Origin of the sequence: Syntrophus aciditrophicus SB (assembly GCF_000013405.1) — a bacterium.
In the GTDB taxonomy this organism is placed as follows: Bacteria; Desulfobacterota; Syntrophia; order Syntrophales; family Syntrophaceae; genus Syntrophus; species Syntrophus aciditrophicus.
Genome location: NC_007759.1, coordinates 2823036 through 2842665 on the forward strand (window position 1 = coordinate 2823036; position 19630 = coordinate 2842665).

14 protein-coding genes are annotated in these 19630 nt (G+C 52.4%); 6 read left to right on the forward strand and 8 right to left on the reverse strand.

The features are described from left to right. Both SYN_RS13210 and SYN_RS13215 read right to left on the reverse strand, forming a co-directional pair. On the reverse strand, positions 1–1644 hold the full coding sequence (locus SYN_RS13210) for a TIGR00341 family protein (protein ID WP_011418703.1): 1644 nt from the start codon (positions 1642–1644) through the stop codon (positions 1–3). An 11-nt stretch (positions 1645–1655) separates the two neighbouring features. Continuing rightward, on the reverse strand, positions 1656–4340 hold the full coding sequence (locus tag SYN_RS13215; protein ID WP_011418704.1) for a cation-transporting P-type ATPase: 2685 nt from the start codon (positions 4338–4340) through the stop codon (positions 1656–1658). 635 nt (positions 4341–4975) lie between these two features. Between SYN_RS13215 and ablA the strand changes: the two genes are divergently transcribed. From ablA to SYN_RS13235, 4 genes are all read left to right on the forward strand, one after another. Beyond that, the gene (ablA, locus tag SYN_RS13220; RefSeq protein ID WP_041585129.1) at positions 4976–6274 is read left to right on the forward strand and encodes a lysine 2,3-aminomutase; all 1299 of its coding nucleotides are present in this window, start codon (positions 4976–4978) and stop codon (positions 6272–6274) included. Beyond that, the gene (ablB, locus tag SYN_RS13225) at positions 6271–7134 is read left to right on the forward strand and encodes a putative beta-lysine N-acetyltransferase (RefSeq protein WP_011418708.1); all 864 of its coding nucleotides are present in this window, start codon (positions 6271–6273) and stop codon (positions 7132–7134) included. The genes ablA and ablB overlap by 4 nt, the downstream gene beginning before the upstream one ends. Before the next feature lie 76 nt (positions 7135–7210). Beyond that, positions 7211–8509: a lytic murein transglycosylase gene (locus SYN_RS13230; RefSeq protein ID WP_011418709.1), complete on the forward strand. Its 1299-nt coding sequence runs from the start codon at positions 7211–7213 to the stop codon at positions 8507–8509. A gap of 56 nt (positions 8510–8565) precedes the next feature. Beyond that, complete coding sequence (locus SYN_RS13235) at positions 8566–10059, forward strand: mechanosensitive ion channel (protein WP_158302985.1); 1494 nt, start codon at positions 8566–8568, stop codon at positions 10057–10059. 149 nt (positions 10060–10208) lie between these two features. Here SYN_RS13235 and SYN_RS13240 read toward each other — a convergent pair whose 3' ends face one another. The 6 genes from SYN_RS13240 to SYN_RS13265 form a co-directional block, all read right to left on the reverse strand. Next, complete coding sequence (locus SYN_RS13240) at positions 10209–12119, reverse strand: sugar phosphorylase (protein WP_011418711.1); 1911 nt, start codon at positions 12117–12119, stop codon at positions 10209–10211. Positions 12120–12144: 25 nt separating this feature from the next. Next, positions 12145–13071, reverse strand: a complete 927-nt coding sequence (locus SYN_RS13245; RefSeq protein ID WP_011418712.1) for a mechanosensitive ion channel family protein — start codon at positions 13069–13071, stop codon at positions 12145–12147. Between the two features lie 322 nt (positions 13072–13393). Further along, positions 13394–14905, reverse strand: a complete 1512-nt coding sequence (locus SYN_RS13250; RefSeq protein ID WP_148202586.1) for an alpha,alpha-trehalose-phosphate synthase (UDP-forming) — start codon at positions 14903–14905, stop codon at positions 13394–13396. Continuing rightward, a complete protein-coding gene (gene otsB, locus SYN_RS13255) occupies positions 14887–15720 on the reverse strand; it encodes a trehalose-phosphatase (RefSeq protein WP_011418714.1) in 834 nt (277 codons plus the stop codon). The genes SYN_RS13250 and otsB overlap by 19 nt, the downstream gene beginning before the upstream one ends. After that, a complete protein-coding gene (locus SYN_RS13260) occupies positions 15717–16955 on the reverse strand; it encodes a glycosyltransferase (protein ID WP_148202587.1) in 1239 nt (412 codons plus the stop codon). The genes otsB and SYN_RS13260 overlap by 4 nt, the downstream gene beginning before the upstream one ends. After that, the gene (locus tag SYN_RS13265) at positions 16955–17614 is read right to left on the reverse strand and encodes a DUF5752 family protein (protein ID WP_011418716.1); all 660 of its coding nucleotides are present in this window, start codon (positions 17612–17614) and stop codon (positions 16955–16957) included. Before SYN_RS13265 ends, SYN_RS13260 begins: the two co-directional genes overlap by 1 nt. A 161-nt stretch (positions 17615–17775) precedes the next feature. Here SYN_RS13265 and SYN_RS13270 point away from each other — a divergent pair, with 161 nt between their 5' ends. Then, positions 17776–18231: a MarR family winged helix-turn-helix transcriptional regulator gene (locus tag SYN_RS13270; protein ID WP_258165185.1), complete on the forward strand. Its 456-nt coding sequence runs from the start codon at positions 17776–17778 to the stop codon at positions 18229–18231. A 63-nt stretch (positions 18232–18294) separates the two neighbouring features. Next, entirely contained in the window at positions 18295–19581 is a 1287-nt protein-coding gene (locus tag SYN_RS13275) for a peptidoglycan DD-metalloendopeptidase family protein (RefSeq protein ID WP_049750001.1), read from the forward strand. The last annotated feature ends 49 nt before the right edge of the window (positions 19582–19630 follow it).

The following is a 19630-nucleotide window of genomic DNA, read 5'->3' on the forward strand; positions in this document are numbered from 1 at the left end:
TCACGATCCACTTTCCGGCGCAGGGGTAAGAACAATTTTTACCGCAGGCCTTCCGGCTGCTTTCGCCGCGATGTTTTTTCTTATCTGCGAAGGGGCGACACGGCATTCCGTGCTCAGGAAGGCTGCAAGAGCCGCGGCCCGTTCGTTGGCTAAACGGATCCGTTCCTTGTATGGAATGTTCGCTTCCGCGATCGTTTCCAGCACGACATGAATCCGGTCATTGCGCCCGAAGGCATCCTTCAGGGGTTCCAGTTCTTTTTTCATTGACTCCGTCAAGTTTACAGACTTTGCATCAAAAAAAAGAACAGGGACAAAGGGAACCGTTTCCACGCTGAGGCGAACCGGCGTATTCAGCGAGGAACTGAAAAATTTTTCGAGCCACGTCAATTCCTCATTCGACAAGGGGGAATCCCGTCTGATCTTCAACCTGAGCAGCACCGAGGAGTTCTTATCCTGAAAGGCCACGGAGAAATCCGTAATTTTAGACGGCGAAAGAAGGTCTTCCGCCCTGGCGGACGCCTGACGGATCACTGGAAGAATGCTGTTCCGCGCTTCCCGAAGGATTTCCGCTGACGGCTTTGGAGGAACCATCACAGTTCTGGTTTGCACTTCCGGCGGAATCAATCCCTTGGGCATCACCTTGACCTGCTCGACATGAAGCAGGGCCTTTCGTTTCAGGATGTTGCCAATATTCCTTTCAGCCTGTTCCAGTTCGTTTTCCTTCATATAATCGACCGTATTGACGACGGCTTCGATTTCCAGCCGGCGTTCCTCCCCTTCGAAAAATTGGAACGTGACGAGTCGAGAACGTTTTTCCCGGTTGAATTCCTGCTTTAACGAGTTTTCAATATTCTTTTTCAACTTGATCTCGGACACGCCTTTGGAGAGGGTATAAACCAGCGGAGCGGAAATCAGCAGAAGAACGGAGGAAAGCAGAACAAGACGGCGCTTCAATTTTCTGGCGTCTTCATCGTCTTTCAGACCGGGACGAAACCCGTAGAGATAAAAAACAAGGCAGGTCGAGAGAACAATGGCGACGAAATTGGTAAAAAAGAGAAAAAAGGCGCCTGAGGCAATCGCGAAGTATCCGTTCCCAATGCCGAACCCCGTCACGCTCAGAGGAGGAATGACGGCGGTGGCGATGGCCACTCCGGGAACGATCGTCAGATAGTTCTTCTTCGTGCAGATGGCAGCGGCTCCTGCCGTTCCGGAAAGAAAGGCGATCAGCAGATCGAAGATGTTTGGCGTCGTTCGGACGCTGATTTCCCGGGTAACTTCATCGAGGGGGGATAGATAGGAAGCCAGGGCGGCGACAAAGACCGTTAAAAGTACACTGATGATGATCTTTCGAAGAGATTTCTCCCAGACGAAAGAATCCCCCGTGATGAAAGCGAAACCAAAGCTCAGAATTGGACCCATGAGCGGCGAAATCAGCATGGCGCCGATAATGACGGGGGCGCTGTTGACCAGGAGACCGCTGAGGGCGATGAGGTTGGCCAGCGTGAGGATCGTAAAAAACCCGACCGAGATCTCCACTTCGCCGTAAATGTTTTTCGTGATCTCCTGTTGATTGACAGCGGGGACCATGCCGCGCAGCCGGCGGTTGATTCGATATTCCATTCTTTTCAACAGATTGCCGTCCATGGAAACCTTCCTCAGTTCCGGTTGGTATAGCGCTTCTCAACACCTACAATCAGCATGACCAGAATCGATACGGCCAGGATTCGGATCCAGGACCCGATACCGATGGGTGCACTCTGGAAAGCGGTGTTCATAACCGGCACATACGTGAACAGGATCTGCAGAACCACCATGACGGCGCATCCGCCGAATATCCAGGGATTGGAAAAGAATCCGATTTTAAAGACGGATTTCGTCAGCGACCGGCAGTTGAAAAGATAAAAGAGTTCCACCATCACGAACAGATTGACGGCCACTGTCCGCGCCTCCGTGATTTCCGCTCCTGAGGCCAGTTCCCATTTGAAGAGTCCGAAGGCTCCAAGAACCATCAGACCTCCCACCATCAGCATCCTCCGTATAAGCATCGGGGTTAAGATGGGCTCCGCAGGCAGCCGGGGAGGACGATCCATGATGTCCCACTCCTTTGGCTCGAAGACGAGCATCAGGCCGAGCAGGACGGCCGTGGTCATATTGATCCAAAGAATCTGAACCGCGAGGATGGGCAGCAAGGTCCCCAGAAACACAGCCGCCAGGATCACCAGTCCTTCACCGATGTTGGTGGGCAGGGTCCAGACGATGAACTTGGTGAGGTTGTCAAACGTCCCGCGGCCCTCCTCCACAGCGGCCTCGATGGAAGCGAAGTTGTCATCCGTGAGCACCATATCTGCGGCCTCCTTGGCGACATCGGTGCCGGTGATTCCCATGGCGACGCCGATGTCGGCACGCTTCAGCGCAGGAGCGTCGTTGACCCCGTCGCCGGTCATGGCCACGATATGACCATTGGCCTGAAGGGCCTCCACAAGGCGGAGTTTCTGCTCAGGGGCAACCCGGGCATAGACGGATACATCTTCAACGGTTTCAAGCAGTTCCGTATCGCTCATATCCGCCAGTTCCCGACCTGTAACCACCTTCTCCGCGTGAGCGAGGCCGATCTGACCGGCGATGGCCGAGGCCGTGAGTGCGTGGTCGCCGGTAATCATCTTGACGCGTATTCCGGCGCTGTGACAGTTTCTGACCGCTTCCACCGCTTCTGCCCGCGGCGGATCGATCATGCCCTGCAGGCCCAGAAAAATCATGCCCTCAGCCACATCCTCATGGAAGATTTTCTGTTTTTCTTCCGGAAGCTCCATCCGGGCAAAGGCCAGGACGCGCAAGCCTCTGGCAGCCATGGCTTCCACGGCGTCCAGGATCGCCCCCGTATCGAGATTCGCCGGTTCCCCATCTGATGAAAGAACTCTCCGACACCTCTCCAGCATGGCTTCAACCGAACCTTTTGCATACACGACATGCCCCCCTTCCGGAGCGGCATGGAGGGTAGCCATGTACTGGTGCTCGGACTCGAACGGGATGCTATCGAGGCGCGGCCATTTTTCGTTTATCTCCCGGTCGGAGAGACCACCTTTGGCGGCCGCCGCCAGCAGAGCGCCCTCGGTGGGGTCGCCCTGAACGGTCCAGCGTTCCTCCTTTTCGACAACCAGGCTGTCGTTGCACAACAGGCCGCACCGGAGGCATTCCGTAAGTGCCACAGGAAAATCACCAGGAACTTCTCCGGCAGACGTCAGGATTTTGCCGGCAGGTTCGTAGCCCCCGCCGGTTACTTTGAATAAGGCCGAACCCGCCATAATCTCCTGGACGGTCATCTGGTTTTCCGTGAGCGTCCCCGTCTTGTCCGAACAGATGACCGTTGTGCTGCCCAGTGTCTCAACCGCGGGAAGCTTGCGGATAATTGCCTGCTTGCGGGCCATCCTCGCCACACCGATGGCCAGCGTAATGGTCATGGCGGCGGGCAGTCCCTCGGGAATGGCGCTTACAGCCAGGGCCACGGCCGCCATGAACATGTCGAGGGCGCTCTGCCCCCGAAAAACCCCAACACCAAATGTAACCGCTGCCAGAGCGAGGATGACATAGAGGAGAACCTTGCTGAACCGGGCAATCTTCCGAAGCAGAGGCGTCTCCAGCTCCTCCGTGGTGGCGAGAAGCTCGGAAATCCGGCCCACTTCCGTGGCATCTCCAATTGCGACCACAATGCCAACCGCCTGCCCGTAGGTAACCAGGGAAGACCCATAGACCATATTTCTCCTGTCCGCCAGAATCGTATCATGGGGAAGGATCTTATCGCATTTTTCCACGGCCACGGACTCTCCCGTAAGCGCCGATTCATCGACATGGAGATCCCGAACCGAGATCAGACGCATATCGGCGGGAACCTTATCGCCGGACTGAAGAAGAACGATATCGCCGGGCGCCACTTCAGCCGAAGAAATCCGCCGCTTCTCACCCGAACGCAGGACCGTGGCCTCAGTAACCATCGTCCTGGCAAGTGCCTCCATGGCCTTGACGGCCTTGGACTCCTGGAGAAAACCGATTATGGAATTGACGAGAACCACCCCGAAGATGACCCCGGCATCGACCCATTCCTGAAGCAGAAGGGTGATCACGGTGGCAGCCAGGAGGATATAGACCAGAGGCTGGTGAAACTGGAGGAGGAAACGAAGCAGCGGGCCCTTCCCCTTCTTCGTCGTCAGAACATTGTAGCCGAATTGTTCACGCCGGTGATCGACCTCGAAGAGATCAAGTCCCTGATCCTTATTGCCGTCCAGAAGATCGATCACTTCCTCGGCCGGAAGGTAGTGCCAGTGGCGCCCGATCAGATTGTCCATAGTTCTGCGCTCCTTTCAACTCTTAAGAGGTTGGGAAAACAGGATGTTCAGAACTCTTTTTATTATAACACGATATGAAGTTTGAAAAATTGACTTGTCGTTAAAAAACCGGCTACACTGAACCCTGATTATGATAATGGCATAGAATGTGATGAAGGTATTTGAATATTAATCTTTATATTACAGAATATGGTTTTGTAAATCAACTTCTCTATATGCCTCCCGGCCGTTTCCGTCGTTTAACGGGCGGTTTCCCTCGGCGTTGAAATCGAAAGAAAACAATCTCTCTTCCGTCCCTTCGTGTCCCTCTTTTCTTTCATCCCGAAAGCGTCGCTTCTTCTCCATCTACAGAATAATCTATCGAATATCTTATCTTTTTCTGTTTTTTCTTGACATGGCCCTTGAAATCTTTATTTTCCTACAAGAATTATTCTAACATGAAATGTTTCTACTGAAATGATCCATCATTAAACTTGGGAGGGAAAACGCCTGCAAATATCGAATATCAAGTTATGCGCGCTTTGCGTTCTGTCGTCCGGACAGTGGACTTTAAGCAATTCCACAAAATACATGTTCCCCCGCCAACAAAGTCATCGTTCGTAAAGCGCGAACATCCCGAAAAGAAAGGATTCCGTATGCTGACTCAATCCCAGCACAAAATACTCAATGAAATCGATGGAAGTTCGGTCCGCAACTGGAAGGATTGGAAGTGGCAGTTGAGACACTGCATAAAAGATCTGGACACGTTCGAGACACTTCTTGACATCCGCTTGCCGGAAACCCTGCGCCGGCAGTTCAAATTGATCGTCGAAAAATTTCCCATGTCGATAACGCCTTATTATCTCTCCCTGATTGACACGGAAGATCTGGAAAATGATCCGGTTTTCAAACAAAGCTTCCCTGCAATCAACGAATTGGATGTTCAGTCAACGGACATGTCGGATCCTCTGCATGAGGATCGGGACAGCCCGGTACCGGGTTTGACACACAGGTATCCGGACCGTGTTTTGCTGCTGATCAGTAACACTTGTGCCATGTATTGCCGTCACTGCACAAGAAAGCGCCGCGTGGGCGATCGGGATACAATTCCCAGCCGTGAGCAGATCATGAAGGGAATCGAATACATTAGAGACACACCGCAGGTCAGGGATGTCCTTTTAAGCGGTGGTGATCCCTTTCTCCTGTCGACGGATTACCTTGACTGGATTCTCATCGAATTGAAGAAGATCGAGCACGTCGAAGTCATAAGGATCGGAACACGTACGCCTGCCGTACTTCCCTATAGAATTACCGATGAACTGGTTGAAATGCTGAAAAAACATCATCCTCTCTGGATAAACACCCATTTCAACCACCCCAGGGAATTAACGGCCTCTTCAAGAGCCGCCCTCAGAAAACTTGCAGATGCCGGGATACCCCTCGGCAATCAATCGGTTCTGTTGTCTGGGGTCAATGACTGTCCCCGGATCATGCGTTCCCTGGTCCATAAACTCGTCGCTAATCGTGTCCGGCCTTACTATCTCTATCAATGCGATCTGTCCGAAGGGCTCAGTCATTTTCGAACTCCCGTAGGAAAGGGAATTGAAATTCTCGAAAGCCTGATAGGCCACACAAGCGGCTTCTGCGTTCCGACCTATGTGATCGATGCCCCGGCCGGTGGAGGAAAAATTCCGGTCATGCCGAACTATCTCATCTCCTGGTCCACAAACAAGGTGGTTTTACGGAATTATGAAGGAGTCATAACCACTTACAAGGAACCCGATTCTTACGAACCCACTTTCTGCGACCGGAACTGCAAGGACTGCAACCTCCAGCTCTCACTCGAAGACGCGGGTGAATTCCGTGCCGTAGGCATAGAAAAACTGCTGGCCGACTACGACGACACCATTGCCCTGGTTCCCAGGAATAACGATCGCCACAGGAGAAGAGGATGAACTCCTTCGTAAAAAATTCTCTGCCGGACCGGATAGAAAAGCTTCCCTGCGGCTCAGTCATCCAGCATGGTCCATACAATGAGCGGATATACCTGCTGAAAGTGGGAGGCGACGCCACAGGGCTTCTCCCTTTCGTTCTGGTTGCAATGGCAAAGGGATACGGTTATTCGAAGATATTTGTCAAAGTTCCCACAGGCTTCTCAAAAAAGTTTTCCCGGGCGGGCTATGTCGAGGAGGCCTCCATCCCCGGATTGTACAACGGCTCAAATACAGGAACGTTCATGGGGTATTATCTGAAAGAGCAGCGTGCCTCCGAACGGGAAGCGGCAACTCTGGATGCAATTCTTCATCTTGCAATCAGCAGATCCGAATCACCTGTGACGCCACTGGATGCAAAACGGTTCATAATCCGCAGCTGCACGGAAAGCGATATCGATCAAATGGCTGCCATCTATCGGACTGTTTTTCCCACCTATCCGTTTCCGATTCATGACCCCGCGTATCTGCTCGATACGATGCGGAGCCACGTCGCTTATTTCGGTGTCGAATCGGACGGGAAACTGGTGGCGCTCTCTTCCGCTGAAATGGACAAGTCCGCTCAAAATGTAGAAATGACTGATTTTGCGACACTTCTTCAATGGCAGAGAAGCAGTCTGAGCCTGCATCTGCTTGCCCGCATGGAAAAAGAGATGAAGCAGGAAGGAATAAAAACGGCGTATACCATTGCCCGTGCCATGTCCCCGGGAATCAACGTTACATTTTCCAGACTCGGCTATGCCTATGGAGGAAGATTAAAAAACAACACCAATATTTCCGCGCAAATCGAGAGCATGAACGTCTGGTACAAAAAACTCTCTTAGTTTTTCAATTTATTCCGTTCCATTTAACTTCGATGCAGTCTGTGGAACCTTATCCCCGCCAGAAAGAGGAAGGTTTATGTACGCAAAGGCATCTGAATTGCTAAAAAACATCCGGTTGCAGGCACTGCTGATCATCCTCAAGGCCCGAAAATTATCCGTTTGCTTCCTTCCGTTTGCCGCCTTCCTGCTCGCGTTGCCGTCCCCAAACGCGGTTGCCGATAATGCAGGTTCAATGAAGCAGTTCCAAAAATGTCTGTCACGCCTCGAAAATACGGCCATCGAAAGCGGCGTTTCTTCTCAAACCGTGAAATCGGCGCTGGAAAGTATACAGTGGCTCGAGGACGTGATCAGAGCCGATCGCAGCCAGCCCGAGTTCCATTTGACCTTCTGGCATTACCTGGAAAGTCGTGTCACCGATGCCCGCGTCGAACGCGGACGTGAAATGTACCATGCGCATTACAACCTGTTGCACAAAATTTACCTGCGCTATGGCGTACCCCCTCATTACCTTGTCGCCCTCTGGGGCATGGAAACGAACTACGGCAGCAACTTCGGTTCCGTGCCACTTATGAGCGCGCTGGCAACACTCGCATGCGGCCGGCGGCGCAGTAATATGTTCACCCGCGAGTTTATCAGCGCGTTACTCATCCAGGAAAACGGCGCGATGGATCTCGCCCGTTCAAAAGGATCGTGGGCCGGCGCGATAGGCCATATGCAGTTCCTGCCCTCAACCTGCCTCAAGCACGCCGTCGACTCCGACAAGGACGGCAGGATAGATCTGTTCGGCAGCCTGCCGGATGCGTTCGCTTCAGCAGCAAACTACTTCCATCGATCCGGCTGGAAAAAAGGAAAGCGTTGGGGCCGTGAAGTGCTGATCCCGCTCAATTTTAATTACGTGCTTGCTGGTCTCGGAACGAATAAAAGTGTGAACGAATGGCGCGCGCTCGGTTTGGTTGACGCCTCTGGTGAACCTTTGCCGGAGTCCGACATCGAGGGCTCTCTTCTGCTGCCGATGGGACATAATGGTCCGGCGTTTCTCGTCTACCGGAATTTCCACATCATCAGGAAGTGGAACGCCTCGATCAGTTTCGCGCTTGCCGTCGGTCACCTCGCCGATCGCATCGCCGGCATGGACGGGCTGACCACAAAATGTCCAGACCATCTGCGCCCCCTGTCCACAGCGGAAGTCAGAGAAATCCAGGAATGGCTGAACCGCCTGGGTTATGAGAGCGGAGAGGTGGACGGTCTCGTCGGCCGCCGGACACGAGCCGCAGCACGCGCCTTCCAGGCCGAAGCGGGGTTGCCGGCGGACGGCTATCTGACGCACGAATTGATGGAAATGTTGCAACATGCGGAAAGGAATCGGGCTTTTTAAGGACAGGACATGATTTTTCAATAAATTTTTTTAAAATTACAATGAAGGAGGCAGCAATGGACATTCAAGGCATGTTCGAACAGATTATTCAGTCACTTGGCAATTATGTCCCCAACATTCTCGGAGCATTGGCCATTCTCATCGTAGGCTGGTTGCTTGCGCTCATCGTCTCGGCTGCTGTAAGAGGGATTCTCAAGCGGACGGATTTTGACAACAGAATCGCGGGGAAAATTTTCGGGGATCAGGCTGTCAAAACGATGAATCTGGAGGTCGTTGTCGCCAAAGTATTCTACTACATCATCATGCTCTTTGTTTTGCTGGCTTTCTTCCAGACACTCAAACTGACGATTGTGACCGAACCCATCAACAATCTGCTCAATCGCTTGTTTGCCTATATCCCACAGTTCATCGGCGCGGTGGTTCTGCTGTTGATCGCCTGGATTTTAGCCAGCATGGTGCGGTTGGCATCAGTAAAAATCTTACAGACCGCGAGACTGGATGAACGCCTGGGAGCAGCGGAAGAGGGTCGCCGCTCCTTTGCAAAGACTCTGGGAGATGCTCTTTACTGGCTTATCTTTCTGTTATTCCTGCCTGCCATTCTGGACGCCTTAATGCTGTCGGGATTATTGCAGCCTGTGCAGGCAATGCTGGATAAACTGCTCGGATTTCTGCCGAACATACTTGCAGGCGCCGTTATCATACTGGTTGGCTGGTTTGCAGCCCGGCTGGTAAAGCGAATCGTAACGAACCTGCTCGCTGTCACGGGCATTGACCGGTTGAGTGAACGGCTTGGAATGGACACGGTGCTGGGCGAACAGAGGCTCTCAGGTGTCCTGGGTTGGATTGTTTACGCGCTCATCATTCTTCCCGTTGCCATTGCGGCCCTGAACGCTCTGGCACTGGATGCGCTGACCCGGCCCGCCAGCGATATGTTGAATCTTATCCTGAGTGCGATTCCCAATATCTTTGCCGCAGCGATCGTAATCATCATCGCGTACGCGGTCGGAAACATGGCCGCGACACTCATCACCAACATTCTGGTCAAGATTGGATTTAATCGAATCCTTCCGTTGATCGGCATCGGGAAAGAACCTGAAAAAGGTCAACGAACTCCCGCCCAGGTGGTCGGCACCATCGTGCTGGCAGCCGTCATGATTTTCGCAGCCATGGAGGCGGCCAATCTGCTCGGTTTTGAAATGATGGGAACGCTGGTTTCCGGCTTCCTGGTGTTCGCGGGACAGATATTACTTGGCCTGGTCATCATTGCAATAGGCATGTATGTGGCAAACCTCGTTGCTGAACTCATTCGATCCAGCGGTGTGATGCATGCCCGCTTCCTGGCTCTGGTTGCCCGCATAGCCATCCTGTTGCTGGCAGGAGCCATGGGATTGGCGCGCATGGGACTTGCGGACGAAATCATTTCGCTGGCATTTGGCTTACTGTTCGGTTCCATTATGGTGGCTGCAGCGATCGCTTTCGGAATAGGGGGACGGGATTTTGCGGCAAGGCAACTCGATTCCTGGAGCAAAGCTTTACAAAAGGAAAAGTAAACACTACGCCCTGAGGTGTCGACAATCCAGTGCAGAAAGACTCCTGAACAGGTCCCGGGCTCTGCCCGAATTGCTCAGGAGTCTTTCTTGATTTACGATAGACAGGGCGGGTGAATTTCAGCCGCAATGTTCTTTTATTCAAGGTTCGTCTATTTCCGGATGGGTTTGAGCCAGAGGATCCCATATGGTTCGAGAACAATCTTAAGGTTATCCTTCAGGGCTTCCCACGGCATTTCACTTAGAAGATCCTCCCAGTGCCGTTCCTTCGCCCCCGCGAGAGAAAGTGGAACATCCAGACTGACTTGCTTATCCGTCACATTGGTTATGGCGAGGAGGTGATCCTTCCCTTCAGGTGAAGACCGCACGACGGCAAAGACGTCCGGCGACAGAAGCAAGATCTTTTGTAATCCGCGGGGATGAAAAGCTCTTTGCTGTGTTCGCACGAGATAGAGTCTGCTGCTGTGAAAGCGAAGAAGAGACAATTTTGAATTGGGATCAGCCAACTCCCTTGCCACATCTTCGCTGCTGATGAACCCACGGTTCACATCCCGTTTGACCCCCGTTCTATCAACCCGTTGATGGTCGTTGGCCGTCCCCATGAAGCCATGAACATAGATACCCGGAACCCCCTGAATGACAAGGGCGATGCTGCGCGAGGCAACGTACCGCTTCACCTGCCCCGCCATGTCTGTCAGGTCACGATCATCATTGATGGCACTCCACCACGTGCTGTTGATCTCATAGGGTTCCCGGGTCAGATCTTCCGCCGTCTTATAGGAAATATATGCCCCCCGATCACCTGCCGTCCTGATGAGAAAGGCGACTTCTTCCCAGGAGAGGATCTCCTTGGCGCCCATCAACCCGATACCGTCATGTGTATCGAGAATGTTGAAGAAGGTCGCCATGTCAGACGGAGGCTTGATGCTCGCGGCCCACCTGGAAATGGCACGGCTGTCTCCCCTGTAAAAGGTGTGCAGGACAAGGGCAGGAAGGGCAAAGTTGTAGACCATGTGCGCTTCATCACAGCCATCGCCGAAATAGGAGATATTCTTCTCATGGGGCATGTTGGTCTCCGTTACCAGCGCCACACCGGAACCAACGCTGTCTACCACGTCGCGAAGAAGCTTCACGACCTCATGAGTCTGCGGCAGGTTGACGCTTTCGGTTCCGGGTTCCGCCCAGATATAAGTGACTGCATCCAGACGAAGGATATCCGCCCCGTTTCTTACATAAAAAAGTAAGCTGTCCAGCACCTGCAGCAGAACTTCAGGATTCCGGAAATTGAAATCGATCTGATCCTCGGAGAAGGTTGTCCACACCCATTTCGATCCGTTGATGGTATCGAATCTCGTGAGGATGTCCGATGTCCTTGGACGGAAAATTTTCCTTCTTTGATCAGGTGTAAGGTCATCGGCGGAATCGTAAGCGATGAAGAAATCCAGATAACGGGCATTTCCATTGAGGAATTCTTTGAACAGTTCGCTCCGCGAGGACACATGGTTGAGGACGGCATCGAACATCAGATCATAGCGGCGCTTTTTCTCCCGGATATCCGCCCAGGATCCCAGTTCCGGATCGACCAGTTTGAAGTCCACAACGGCAAAACCGCGATCCGAAGAATAAGGAAAGAAGGGAAGGATATGAAGCGTATTGATGATGTCGCAGATGTATGTGTTCACGAAATGATGCAGAGTCGAAAGCGGAGTTTTTTGCCGGCCTTTGACGATATCTCCATACGTGATCAGGATCATATCCTTCTCAGAAAAACGCTCTATGGGATCGTAGTCCTGTTCTTTTTCGATCATCTCCGGAGGTTTGTGCGCGTAGTGCACTTTCAGGATTCGTTCCAGTTCCGGCATGTATGCGTTGGCCAGCTTCTCTCCAAATAGAAACCGGAGTCTGCCGTGTATGCGCCTGCGCGTGTCCGGGGCCAGCTCGTAGAGTGGCCTTGTATAATCCGGTTCCGGATCGTAAAACGTGCGCTTTCTTGGATAATCGGTGTACGTTTCGACTCTTCGTCTCTTTTTCATCCCGTTTATTGCCCGTTCGCTTCTTTTCATGCCTTTTATGATGCTTCCAGACAGGTTATTCCCGGAAACGCGGCATATTCTGCGTTGCTTCCACCAGTTTCAGTTCGAAGGGCCTGCTCGCCTCACCAAAATAGACCGTGCTGTGCGGGAAGGGGATTTCGATGCCCCGGGCATCGAAGGCATACTTGATCCGGCGTAGAAATTCCCGGCCTACGAACCACTGCTGCAGGGGATTTGTTTTGATGCGGCCCTTGATGACAACGGATGAATTGTCCAGCTTGTCCACGCCGAAAATCTCCACGGGCTCGATAATCAGCGGGCCGTACGTTTCATCACTCTGGAGGCCTTCACCCACTTCCCGGATGACGCCGACGACCTGGTCGGTGTCTTCCTTGTAGGCAACCCTCAGGTTGAAGACATAGCCGGACCACGTTTTGCTCATATTGCTCAGAGAGGTCACCGTGCCGTTGGGAAACACATGGACAACCCCTTCCAGGTCGCGGAGCACGATGGTCCGGAAATTGAGTTGCTCCACCAGCCCTCCTGTCTTGTTCACAATGGCCACGTCGCCGACGCGCACCTGATCCTCGAGAATGAAGAAAAAGCCGGATATGACATCCCGCACCAGGTTCTGGGCGCCGAAACCTACGGCAAGTCCCACAATACCGGCGCTGGCAAGAATGGGGCCGATTTCAAAACCGACCTCCTTGAGAATGGTCAGCACCACCACGATTCCCAGCGCGATCATCAAAGCCTGCCTGATGAGATGGGTAAGGGTTTCTGCCCGCCTGGAGGATTCTTCCGTGAGTTCCCCGGCAAACCGGCTTTTCTCCAGCAGATGAACCTTCATCTTGTTGAGCATCTTTTTAAGAATGGCGAAAACGATCCAGGCCAGGACAAGAATGAGCACAATACGAACCACACCAATGGCGAGCGCCTGCACCGGAATGTTTTTTAACAATTCAGAAATTTCTGCGTACATACAACCTCCTCCATCTATTATTGTTTCCTTTTACCAGTAAAATTCCCATTGCCTGCAGGTATTCGCAATTTCTTCGCTACTTGTCCTTTTTTTCGCATTCTTTGTCCAATCTTTATTATTCGTCAAGGAACGAAATTAATTTCTGAGGTTTTCCACTTTCACAAGAGTATGGATCCAGCCGAACGGCAAGAGCCACTCAGAATCACCGCTGCTTCGGCTTCTGTTTCCTCCACCGATTCTTTACCGGTCACTGATTAATGTGGAGTGCAAAAAAAGAAGACGGAATAGTCTGTGATCTGTGTGTGGGATAGGAGGGGAACCTTCAGGCAGGTCTGTTGTTCATCTTTTCCGAATCCCCGTTCGGCGAGGGGACAAAGAACTCAGCCTGTGGAAAATCCTTCAGGTTCTGAGCGATGCCTGCCTGCAGGAAAGAATTGACCCACTTGATAATATCGTGCTTCCTGATGGATCGTCTGAGCCTTCGCATCCGAATCTGGCGTTCTTCATATTCCATAACGAAGGCGGTATGGATCGTATCCGCCACTTGCCGCCTGTCATAGGGATTGACCAGGAGCGCATCGTGGTAGAGCTGGGAAGCGGCGCCGGCAAATTCACTCAGAATAAGGACGCCTTTTTCCTCGATATTGCTCGCGCAGTATTCCTTGGCGATGAGGTTCATCCCGTCTTTCAACGGGGTAACCAGTGCAATCTCGCAGGTTTTGTAATAAGCGAGAAGTTCCTGGCGTGGCAATGATCGATATACATAATGGATCGGCATCCAGCCGATCTCGGTGAATTTCCCGTTGATCTCTCCCACGATGCGCTCGATCTCCTGTTTGAGATTTCCATATTCTTCCACGCCCACCCGACTGGGAACCACGACCTGGATCAAAGTGACCTTTTTGCGCATGTCCGGATAGCAGGCCAGGGCATGTCCGAATGCCAGCAGGCGCTCGGGAATGCCCTTGGTATAATCAAGGCGGTCCACACCCAGGATCAGTTGTCTGTTGGGAAGGTTGGAATGGAGGATCCATGCCGCTTCAGCCACTTCATCGGTTCTGGCAAGCTCTTCGAACTCGTTGAAATCGATGCTGATGGGAAATGCTCCCACGAGAGTTTCCCTGTCCGGCAGAAGAATTCTGCTCATATATCTTGATTTCATGACCTTGTAACGGAAGAGGGCACGCACGCACCCGATGAAATTCCGCAGATCTCTGACGGTCTGAAAACCAATCAGATCATATGCCAGAAGCGCCTCCAGGATTTCGAACCGCCAGGGAAGCTTAAGGAAAATATCGAGGGGGGGAAAAGGAATGTGGAGAAAAAAACCTGTCCGGCGTTTAATCCCCAGGCGTTTAAGCTCCCTGCCGACCAGGATGAGCTGGTAGTCCTGAACCCACACGTAATCGCTCTCTTCCGTGTTCTGAACGACGGCCTGCGCGAATTTCCGATTTACCTGTTCATAGCACGTCCAGTAAGCGGGATCGAACCGACACCGCGAAAAGAGGTCGTGGAACAGAGGCCAGAGGACCTCGTTGGAAAAGCCGTGATAGTACTTTTTCACTTCGTCTCGCGACAGATTCACCGGCTTCAGGGAGTAACCCGTCTCCCGGGTCCCCCGTGAAAGCAGATCCGCAAGGAGAGGGCCTGCCGGGGTTTCCTCGGCATTTGTGCCGACCCAGCCGATCCATATCCCGTCACGATTTTTGAGGACAGGCCCCAAGGCCGTCACCAGCCCCCCCGATCCCGGTTCAATCTCCCATTTTCCCCGTTTCGCTTTTTTCAGAACGATGGGGAGACGGTTCGATATCACGGCTAACCTTCGCGTTTCCATGTCACTCCTCCGGATAATCCCTCCGGGGCGAGAGCGGCCCATCCCCGGAGAAAGTCTTTAACTGCCTGAATATCAGGAAGGAACCCTGATGCGGATGTGGGTGCGTCGGGATGACCGACCCGAATTCCTATCCCCCGTCCTTTGAGAAATCTGAATGCGTCTTCGTCGGTTTCATCGTCCCCGATGTAAACGGAGAAGGCGTCGTCAGGCTGACGGGAAAGGATGATCTGCAGGGCGCTTCCCTTGTCCATGCCGGGGCACCGAAGCTCCACCCCGCCGTTGAACCGTCTCACTTCAAGGTTGTGCGCGAGGGCAATGGGCGTCCAGTTTTCCATGGCCCACCCCTCCATGGACAGTGCCTCATTTTCCGGCTGGCCGCGGGTATGGAGAGCAAGAGCGGCTATTTTGGCTTCGAGCCGAGAAATCAATCCCCTTCGGAAACCGGTATCCAAAGCCCTGTATAGACCTTCGCGCTGAACGTAAAGAGGTTTCCGTGTCTCCAGGGTCCCATCGGGATAGCGGAACTCGTATCCATGGCTTCCGACCATCATGATGCCCGGTATGTCGAGAAGCCTTGTGAGCTCCGACAGAGGCCTTCCCGAAATCACGGCAACGGCGCCGTTGGTTCTGTCCCGAATTTGTACAATAAGCTCCGGTATTCCGGCCATGGGACGGGCCATCATCCGCGAAACATGAAACGGGGCAACAGTTCCATCATAGTCCAGTGCGAGAAAACCCACCCGTGCGGATCGAAGTTTCCCCCAGAACTCCGGAACGCCGCCGATGGCTATGGGAAAAACAGGAACTGTATTCAAGAGGTTTCGATCCTTTCCTTGTTCTCGAACATGATGGCATGCATCAGGGTAAGATGTTCACGCAGATGCCGCGTAATCAGGAAATTCTCCAGTACGAAATTATGGGCCTTTTCACCCATTTCCTTCAGTTTATCCCGATGTTTCAGAAGATAGCGGATACGAAGTGCCGCGCCCTCGGGCGAAGTAACGAGAAAGCCGGTATGGTGGTCCACCACCTGAAGTCGAATTCCTCCCACATCACCTCCGATTACCGGTTTGCCCTTCCACATCGCTTCCGTGACAGTGAGACCGAAACCTTCCTTAGTGGATTTCTGAATCACGATATCGGAAATCCTCTGAAATGCATTGATCGTCCTGTGATCATCGCTGGGCAGAAGAAGGACATGGATATCCTCGTCATCTCCTGCGTACTCTTTGACCCAGCGGATCATTTCCTCACCTTCAGGGTCATCGGTGGCTCCGCCGCCTGCAAGAATAAGTTGAATCGGGGAATATTCCTTGACCAGCCTGTAGGCCCTGATGACCCCAATGGGATCCTTGAACCGGTCGAAGCGGGATACCTGAGTGATGATGGGCCGTTCCGGATCGAGCCCCCACTTATAATGCATGGCGGCGAGTTCATCCTCTTCCAGTTCTATATTCTTCTCACTCAGGGGATCGATGCTCGGCGCCACAAGATAGAGAGGGTGAGGCAACGGCTGGGCAAATTCGGAAAGCGACCATATGCTCGCAGAGTATGGTTCAAGGAAGTTCCGCAGATATTTCCAGATCGGCCGGAAGGGTCGACTCGCATCGATGTGGCAGCGCCATATCCATTTTCCCCGCCGGTCGGGAATGAAACGCAGAAGTGCTGCAGGCTGCGGATCGTGGATAAAGACGATATCAGCCTCTTCCAGATTCGTTCTTAGAGACTCCGCGTTCATTTCATTGACCCGTTCATATTCCGTCAGATAATCGGGATGCAGTTCGCCTCTTTTGCCCTGAAGCCCATTGTGCATGAGCTTTGTGCACTGGAAGAACAGATCGGTTCCGGTGATGACTTCCCACCGCGCGTCGATGCCCAGCTCCTGCTTCAGGGGGATGAGCCGATGCAGGATCTCCGCAACCCCTCCGCCCTCCCGTGTGGAATTGACGTGAACCACTTTCAAACCCTGGAGATGCTCTCCAAGCTGCTGGAGATGATGAATGACGTCCTCGCCGACGATTTGAGCGTACTGTTCCAGCAGTGTCATGATCAGCCCCGTCTTTCTTTTACGTATGCGGTGAAGACACGTTCCAGCTCATCCCGAAGTTCACGGAGTGTCGTGAAATACGGGTCAATGCCTGCAATGCGCGAAGCGAGTTCCTGATGCTCCTCCTCCAGCCCCATGATCCATTCGCTGAAATCATTCTTGAAATGCGGTGTTCTCCGGCGCGCGTCAATCATGTGATAGAAGATGGTCCCCGGTGACATGTGGACAATATGCGTGCTCAGTTCATCGATTGTCGAAAACCGCCTGCCCGTATCGAAAACCACGATCTGGGAGCGTACAAAATGGAATCCGTGAGAAGGAATGACCCATGCGAGAAGCTCATTCTCATCGAGCCGTTCTTCAATGACCTCGATGAGTTCTCTGCGAAGTTCATTGAGATCCCCGAAATCGGTCGGATCTATGACGGCAAGTCGCTCAGCCAGAGTTTTGTCGTGGAGACTCCGCCATGACCAGATGGCAAAATCATTCTGGTATTGCGGATCGTCAAACCTGGCCCTCAGCAGGCCGCCCCAGAAATGATAATAGATGCAGCCCGTCGGGATGGCCGCCAGTTTTTCCTTTAGCTCACGGAGCGTCTGTACATATTCTCCCGTTGCCACGGCAATGAGGGCACAGTCTTTTACAGCGAATGGGTCAACCATGGGTATGACTCCTCAAATGGGCAGCGTGATTTCATTGTTTTCTCTTGACATATCCTCTAAAACTCATTAGTCACGTACAAGAATAATTCTTACACGAATTACTTTACCAGAAAGGATTGATCGTGACAACTGAAAGTGAAAATATTTACGAATATCGGATAATGCGCGCTTTACGTCGTGTTATCCGGGCAGTGCACATCCATTCCAAAAAATTGAACTCAGAGTATGGACTGACAACGCCTCAACTTTTATGCCTGCACACATTGGCTGAGTCAAATCGAATGACCCTCACGGATCTCGCCAGAACGGCAAATCTCGGAATCAGCACGGCAAACGGCATCATCGACCGCCTGGAGACCAAAAAATATCTTACTCGGACGAGATGCGCGGAAGATCATCGTAAAGTGTATCTGGAGATTACCCCAGCCGGAAGAGAAATTGTTTCGAAAGCACCGTCCCTGCTTCAGTACAAACTTTCCGCATCATTGGCGCAACTCCCCGAAGCTGAGCAGACAACCATAGCAGAATCCCTTGAGCGGGTCGTAAAACTCATGGAAGCTGAAAAACTTGATGTATCCGCAAACCTGTTCACCGGTGAACACAGTTACAGCAGATAAGCCGGGAGCCTCAACCACTTTTCAGATAATCAGCATTATTCTGCAGGTATGCAGAGAGGTCTCATGAAAAAAGCATTGATACTGTCTGTTGTTGTCTTCATCATTGTTTCCATCGTCGGCCCCACGGCTTTCCTGACCATTCCGGCCGATCTAAATCTCCTGGAAGAGAAGGAGGAAGAGGGAAATGATCAAGTCCGCATTTCAGAGTCGAAAGAGTTTCATGAAGTCAAAGGAAAAATCAGAGAAGGCGAGACCCTTTTTGACATTTTCAAAAAATACGGGCTTCATCCGGGCGATCTTTTCAGTTTGAGAGAAGCGTCGGCCGATATTCATAAGCTCCGTAATCTGCGGGTAGATCAGCCTTATCGGATTCTCTTCGACGCGGACAAGCAGATAAACTCCTTCACGTACTGGATAGACGACGATACGATCCTGAATATTACGTGCGGCGAAAACGGTTTCTGCGCGGAAAAAATCCCCGTTTCCTACGAAAAAAGGACAGAGCAACTTGCCGGGGTAATTAAGGACAATCTCATTTCCTCGCTGAGCCAGGACAAAGAATCCCTTATGCTCGCCCTCGATCTTTCCGATATCTTTGCCTGGGACATCGATTTTGCCACAGATATAAGAAAGGGCGACACCTTCAAAGTCGTCGTGGAGGGATTGTACCTTAACGGGGAATTCAGGAAATACGGAAGAATTCTTTCCGCCGAAATCGTCAACAAGGGAGAACCATACCACGCCTACCGCTTTGAAGATGAAGAAGGCGTGGATTATTATGATGCAGCGGGCAGGTCTCTGAAAAAGGCTTTTCTGAAAGCGCCCCTGAGTTTCAGACGCATCAGTTCGAATTTCTCCCGGGGGAGATACCATCCGATCCTCAAGATTACCCGACCGCACCACGGGATCGACTACGCAGCGCTTCAGGGTACTCCTGTTTCGTCGGCAGGTGATGGAACGGTCGTTTTTGCCGGCAAAAGGGGACAGTACGGCAATCTCGTGATTCTGAGGCACCGCAACGGGTACACGACCTATTACGGCCATTTGTCGAAAATCAACAGCAATGTGAGAAAGGGAGTTCGAATAGCTCAAGGTTCTCTGATAGGAAATGTCGGGGCGACGGGGCTCGCGACGGGTCCACATCTCCATTACGAGATGCGGATCAACGACAGGCCCGTAAACCCGCTCTCGATAAAGATTCCCCGGGGCAGGACCATCACCGGGAAATCGATGGCTGAATTTGCCCGCGTTAAAGCCGCCATGGATATTGAACTTGCATCCGTTTCTTCCTCGACATTCCTGGCTTCCCAAAAGGGCACGCCCGAAAAGGCAGTCAACAACGGAGGATAACCACATGACAGAGCAGATCGGGAGTTCCTGATCCTGCTTGCTGAGCGAG

What these genes read in the sequence shown, in the direction of transcription:
- SYN_RS13265 (WP_011418716.1), bottom strand. Translation starts at nt 17,614, where the DNA reads ATGGTTGACCCATTCGCTGTAAAAGACTGTGCCCTCATTGCCGTGGCA.
- SYN_RS13270 (WP_258165185.1), top strand. Translation starts at nt 17,776, where the DNA reads ATGCGCGCTTTACGTCGTGTTATCCGGGCAGTGCACATCCATTCCAAA.
- SYN_RS13215 (WP_011418704.1), bottom strand. Translation starts at nt 4,340, where the DNA reads ATGGACAATCTGATCGGGCGCCACTGGCACTACCTTCCGGCCGAGGAA.
- SYN_RS13250 (WP_148202586.1), bottom strand. Translation starts at nt 14,905, where the DNA reads ATGGAAACGCGAAGGTTAGCCGTGATATCGAACCGTCTCCCCATCGTT.
- SYN_RS13275 (WP_049750001.1), top strand. Translation starts at nt 18,295, where the DNA reads ATGAAAAAAGCATTGATACTGTCTGTTGTTGTCTTCATCATTGTTTCC.
- SYN_RS13240 (WP_011418711.1), bottom strand. Translation starts at nt 12,119, where the DNA reads ATGAAAAGAAGCGAACGGGCAATAAACGGGATGAAAAAGAGACGAAGA.
- SYN_RS13210 (WP_011418703.1), bottom strand. Translation starts at nt 1,644, where the DNA reads ATGGACGGCAATCTGTTGAAAAGAATGGAATATCGAATCAACCGCCGG.
- SYN_RS13235 (WP_158302985.1), top strand. Translation starts at nt 8,566, where the DNA reads ATGGACATTCAAGGCATGTTCGAACAGATTATTCAGTCACTTGGCAAT.
- SYN_RS13245 (WP_011418712.1), bottom strand. Translation starts at nt 13,071, where the DNA reads ATGTACGCAGAAATTTCTGAATTGTTAAAAAACATTCCGGTGCAGGCG.
- ablB (WP_011418708.1), top strand. Translation starts at nt 6,271, where the DNA reads ATGAACTCCTTCGTAAAAAATTCTCTGCCGGACCGGATAGAAAAGCTT.
- SYN_RS13230 (WP_011418709.1), top strand. Translation starts at nt 7,211, where the DNA reads ATGTACGCAAAGGCATCTGAATTGCTAAAAAACATCCGGTTGCAGGCA.
- ablA (WP_041585129.1), top strand. Translation starts at nt 4,976, where the DNA reads ATGCTGACTCAATCCCAGCACAAAATACTCAATGAAATCGATGGAAGT.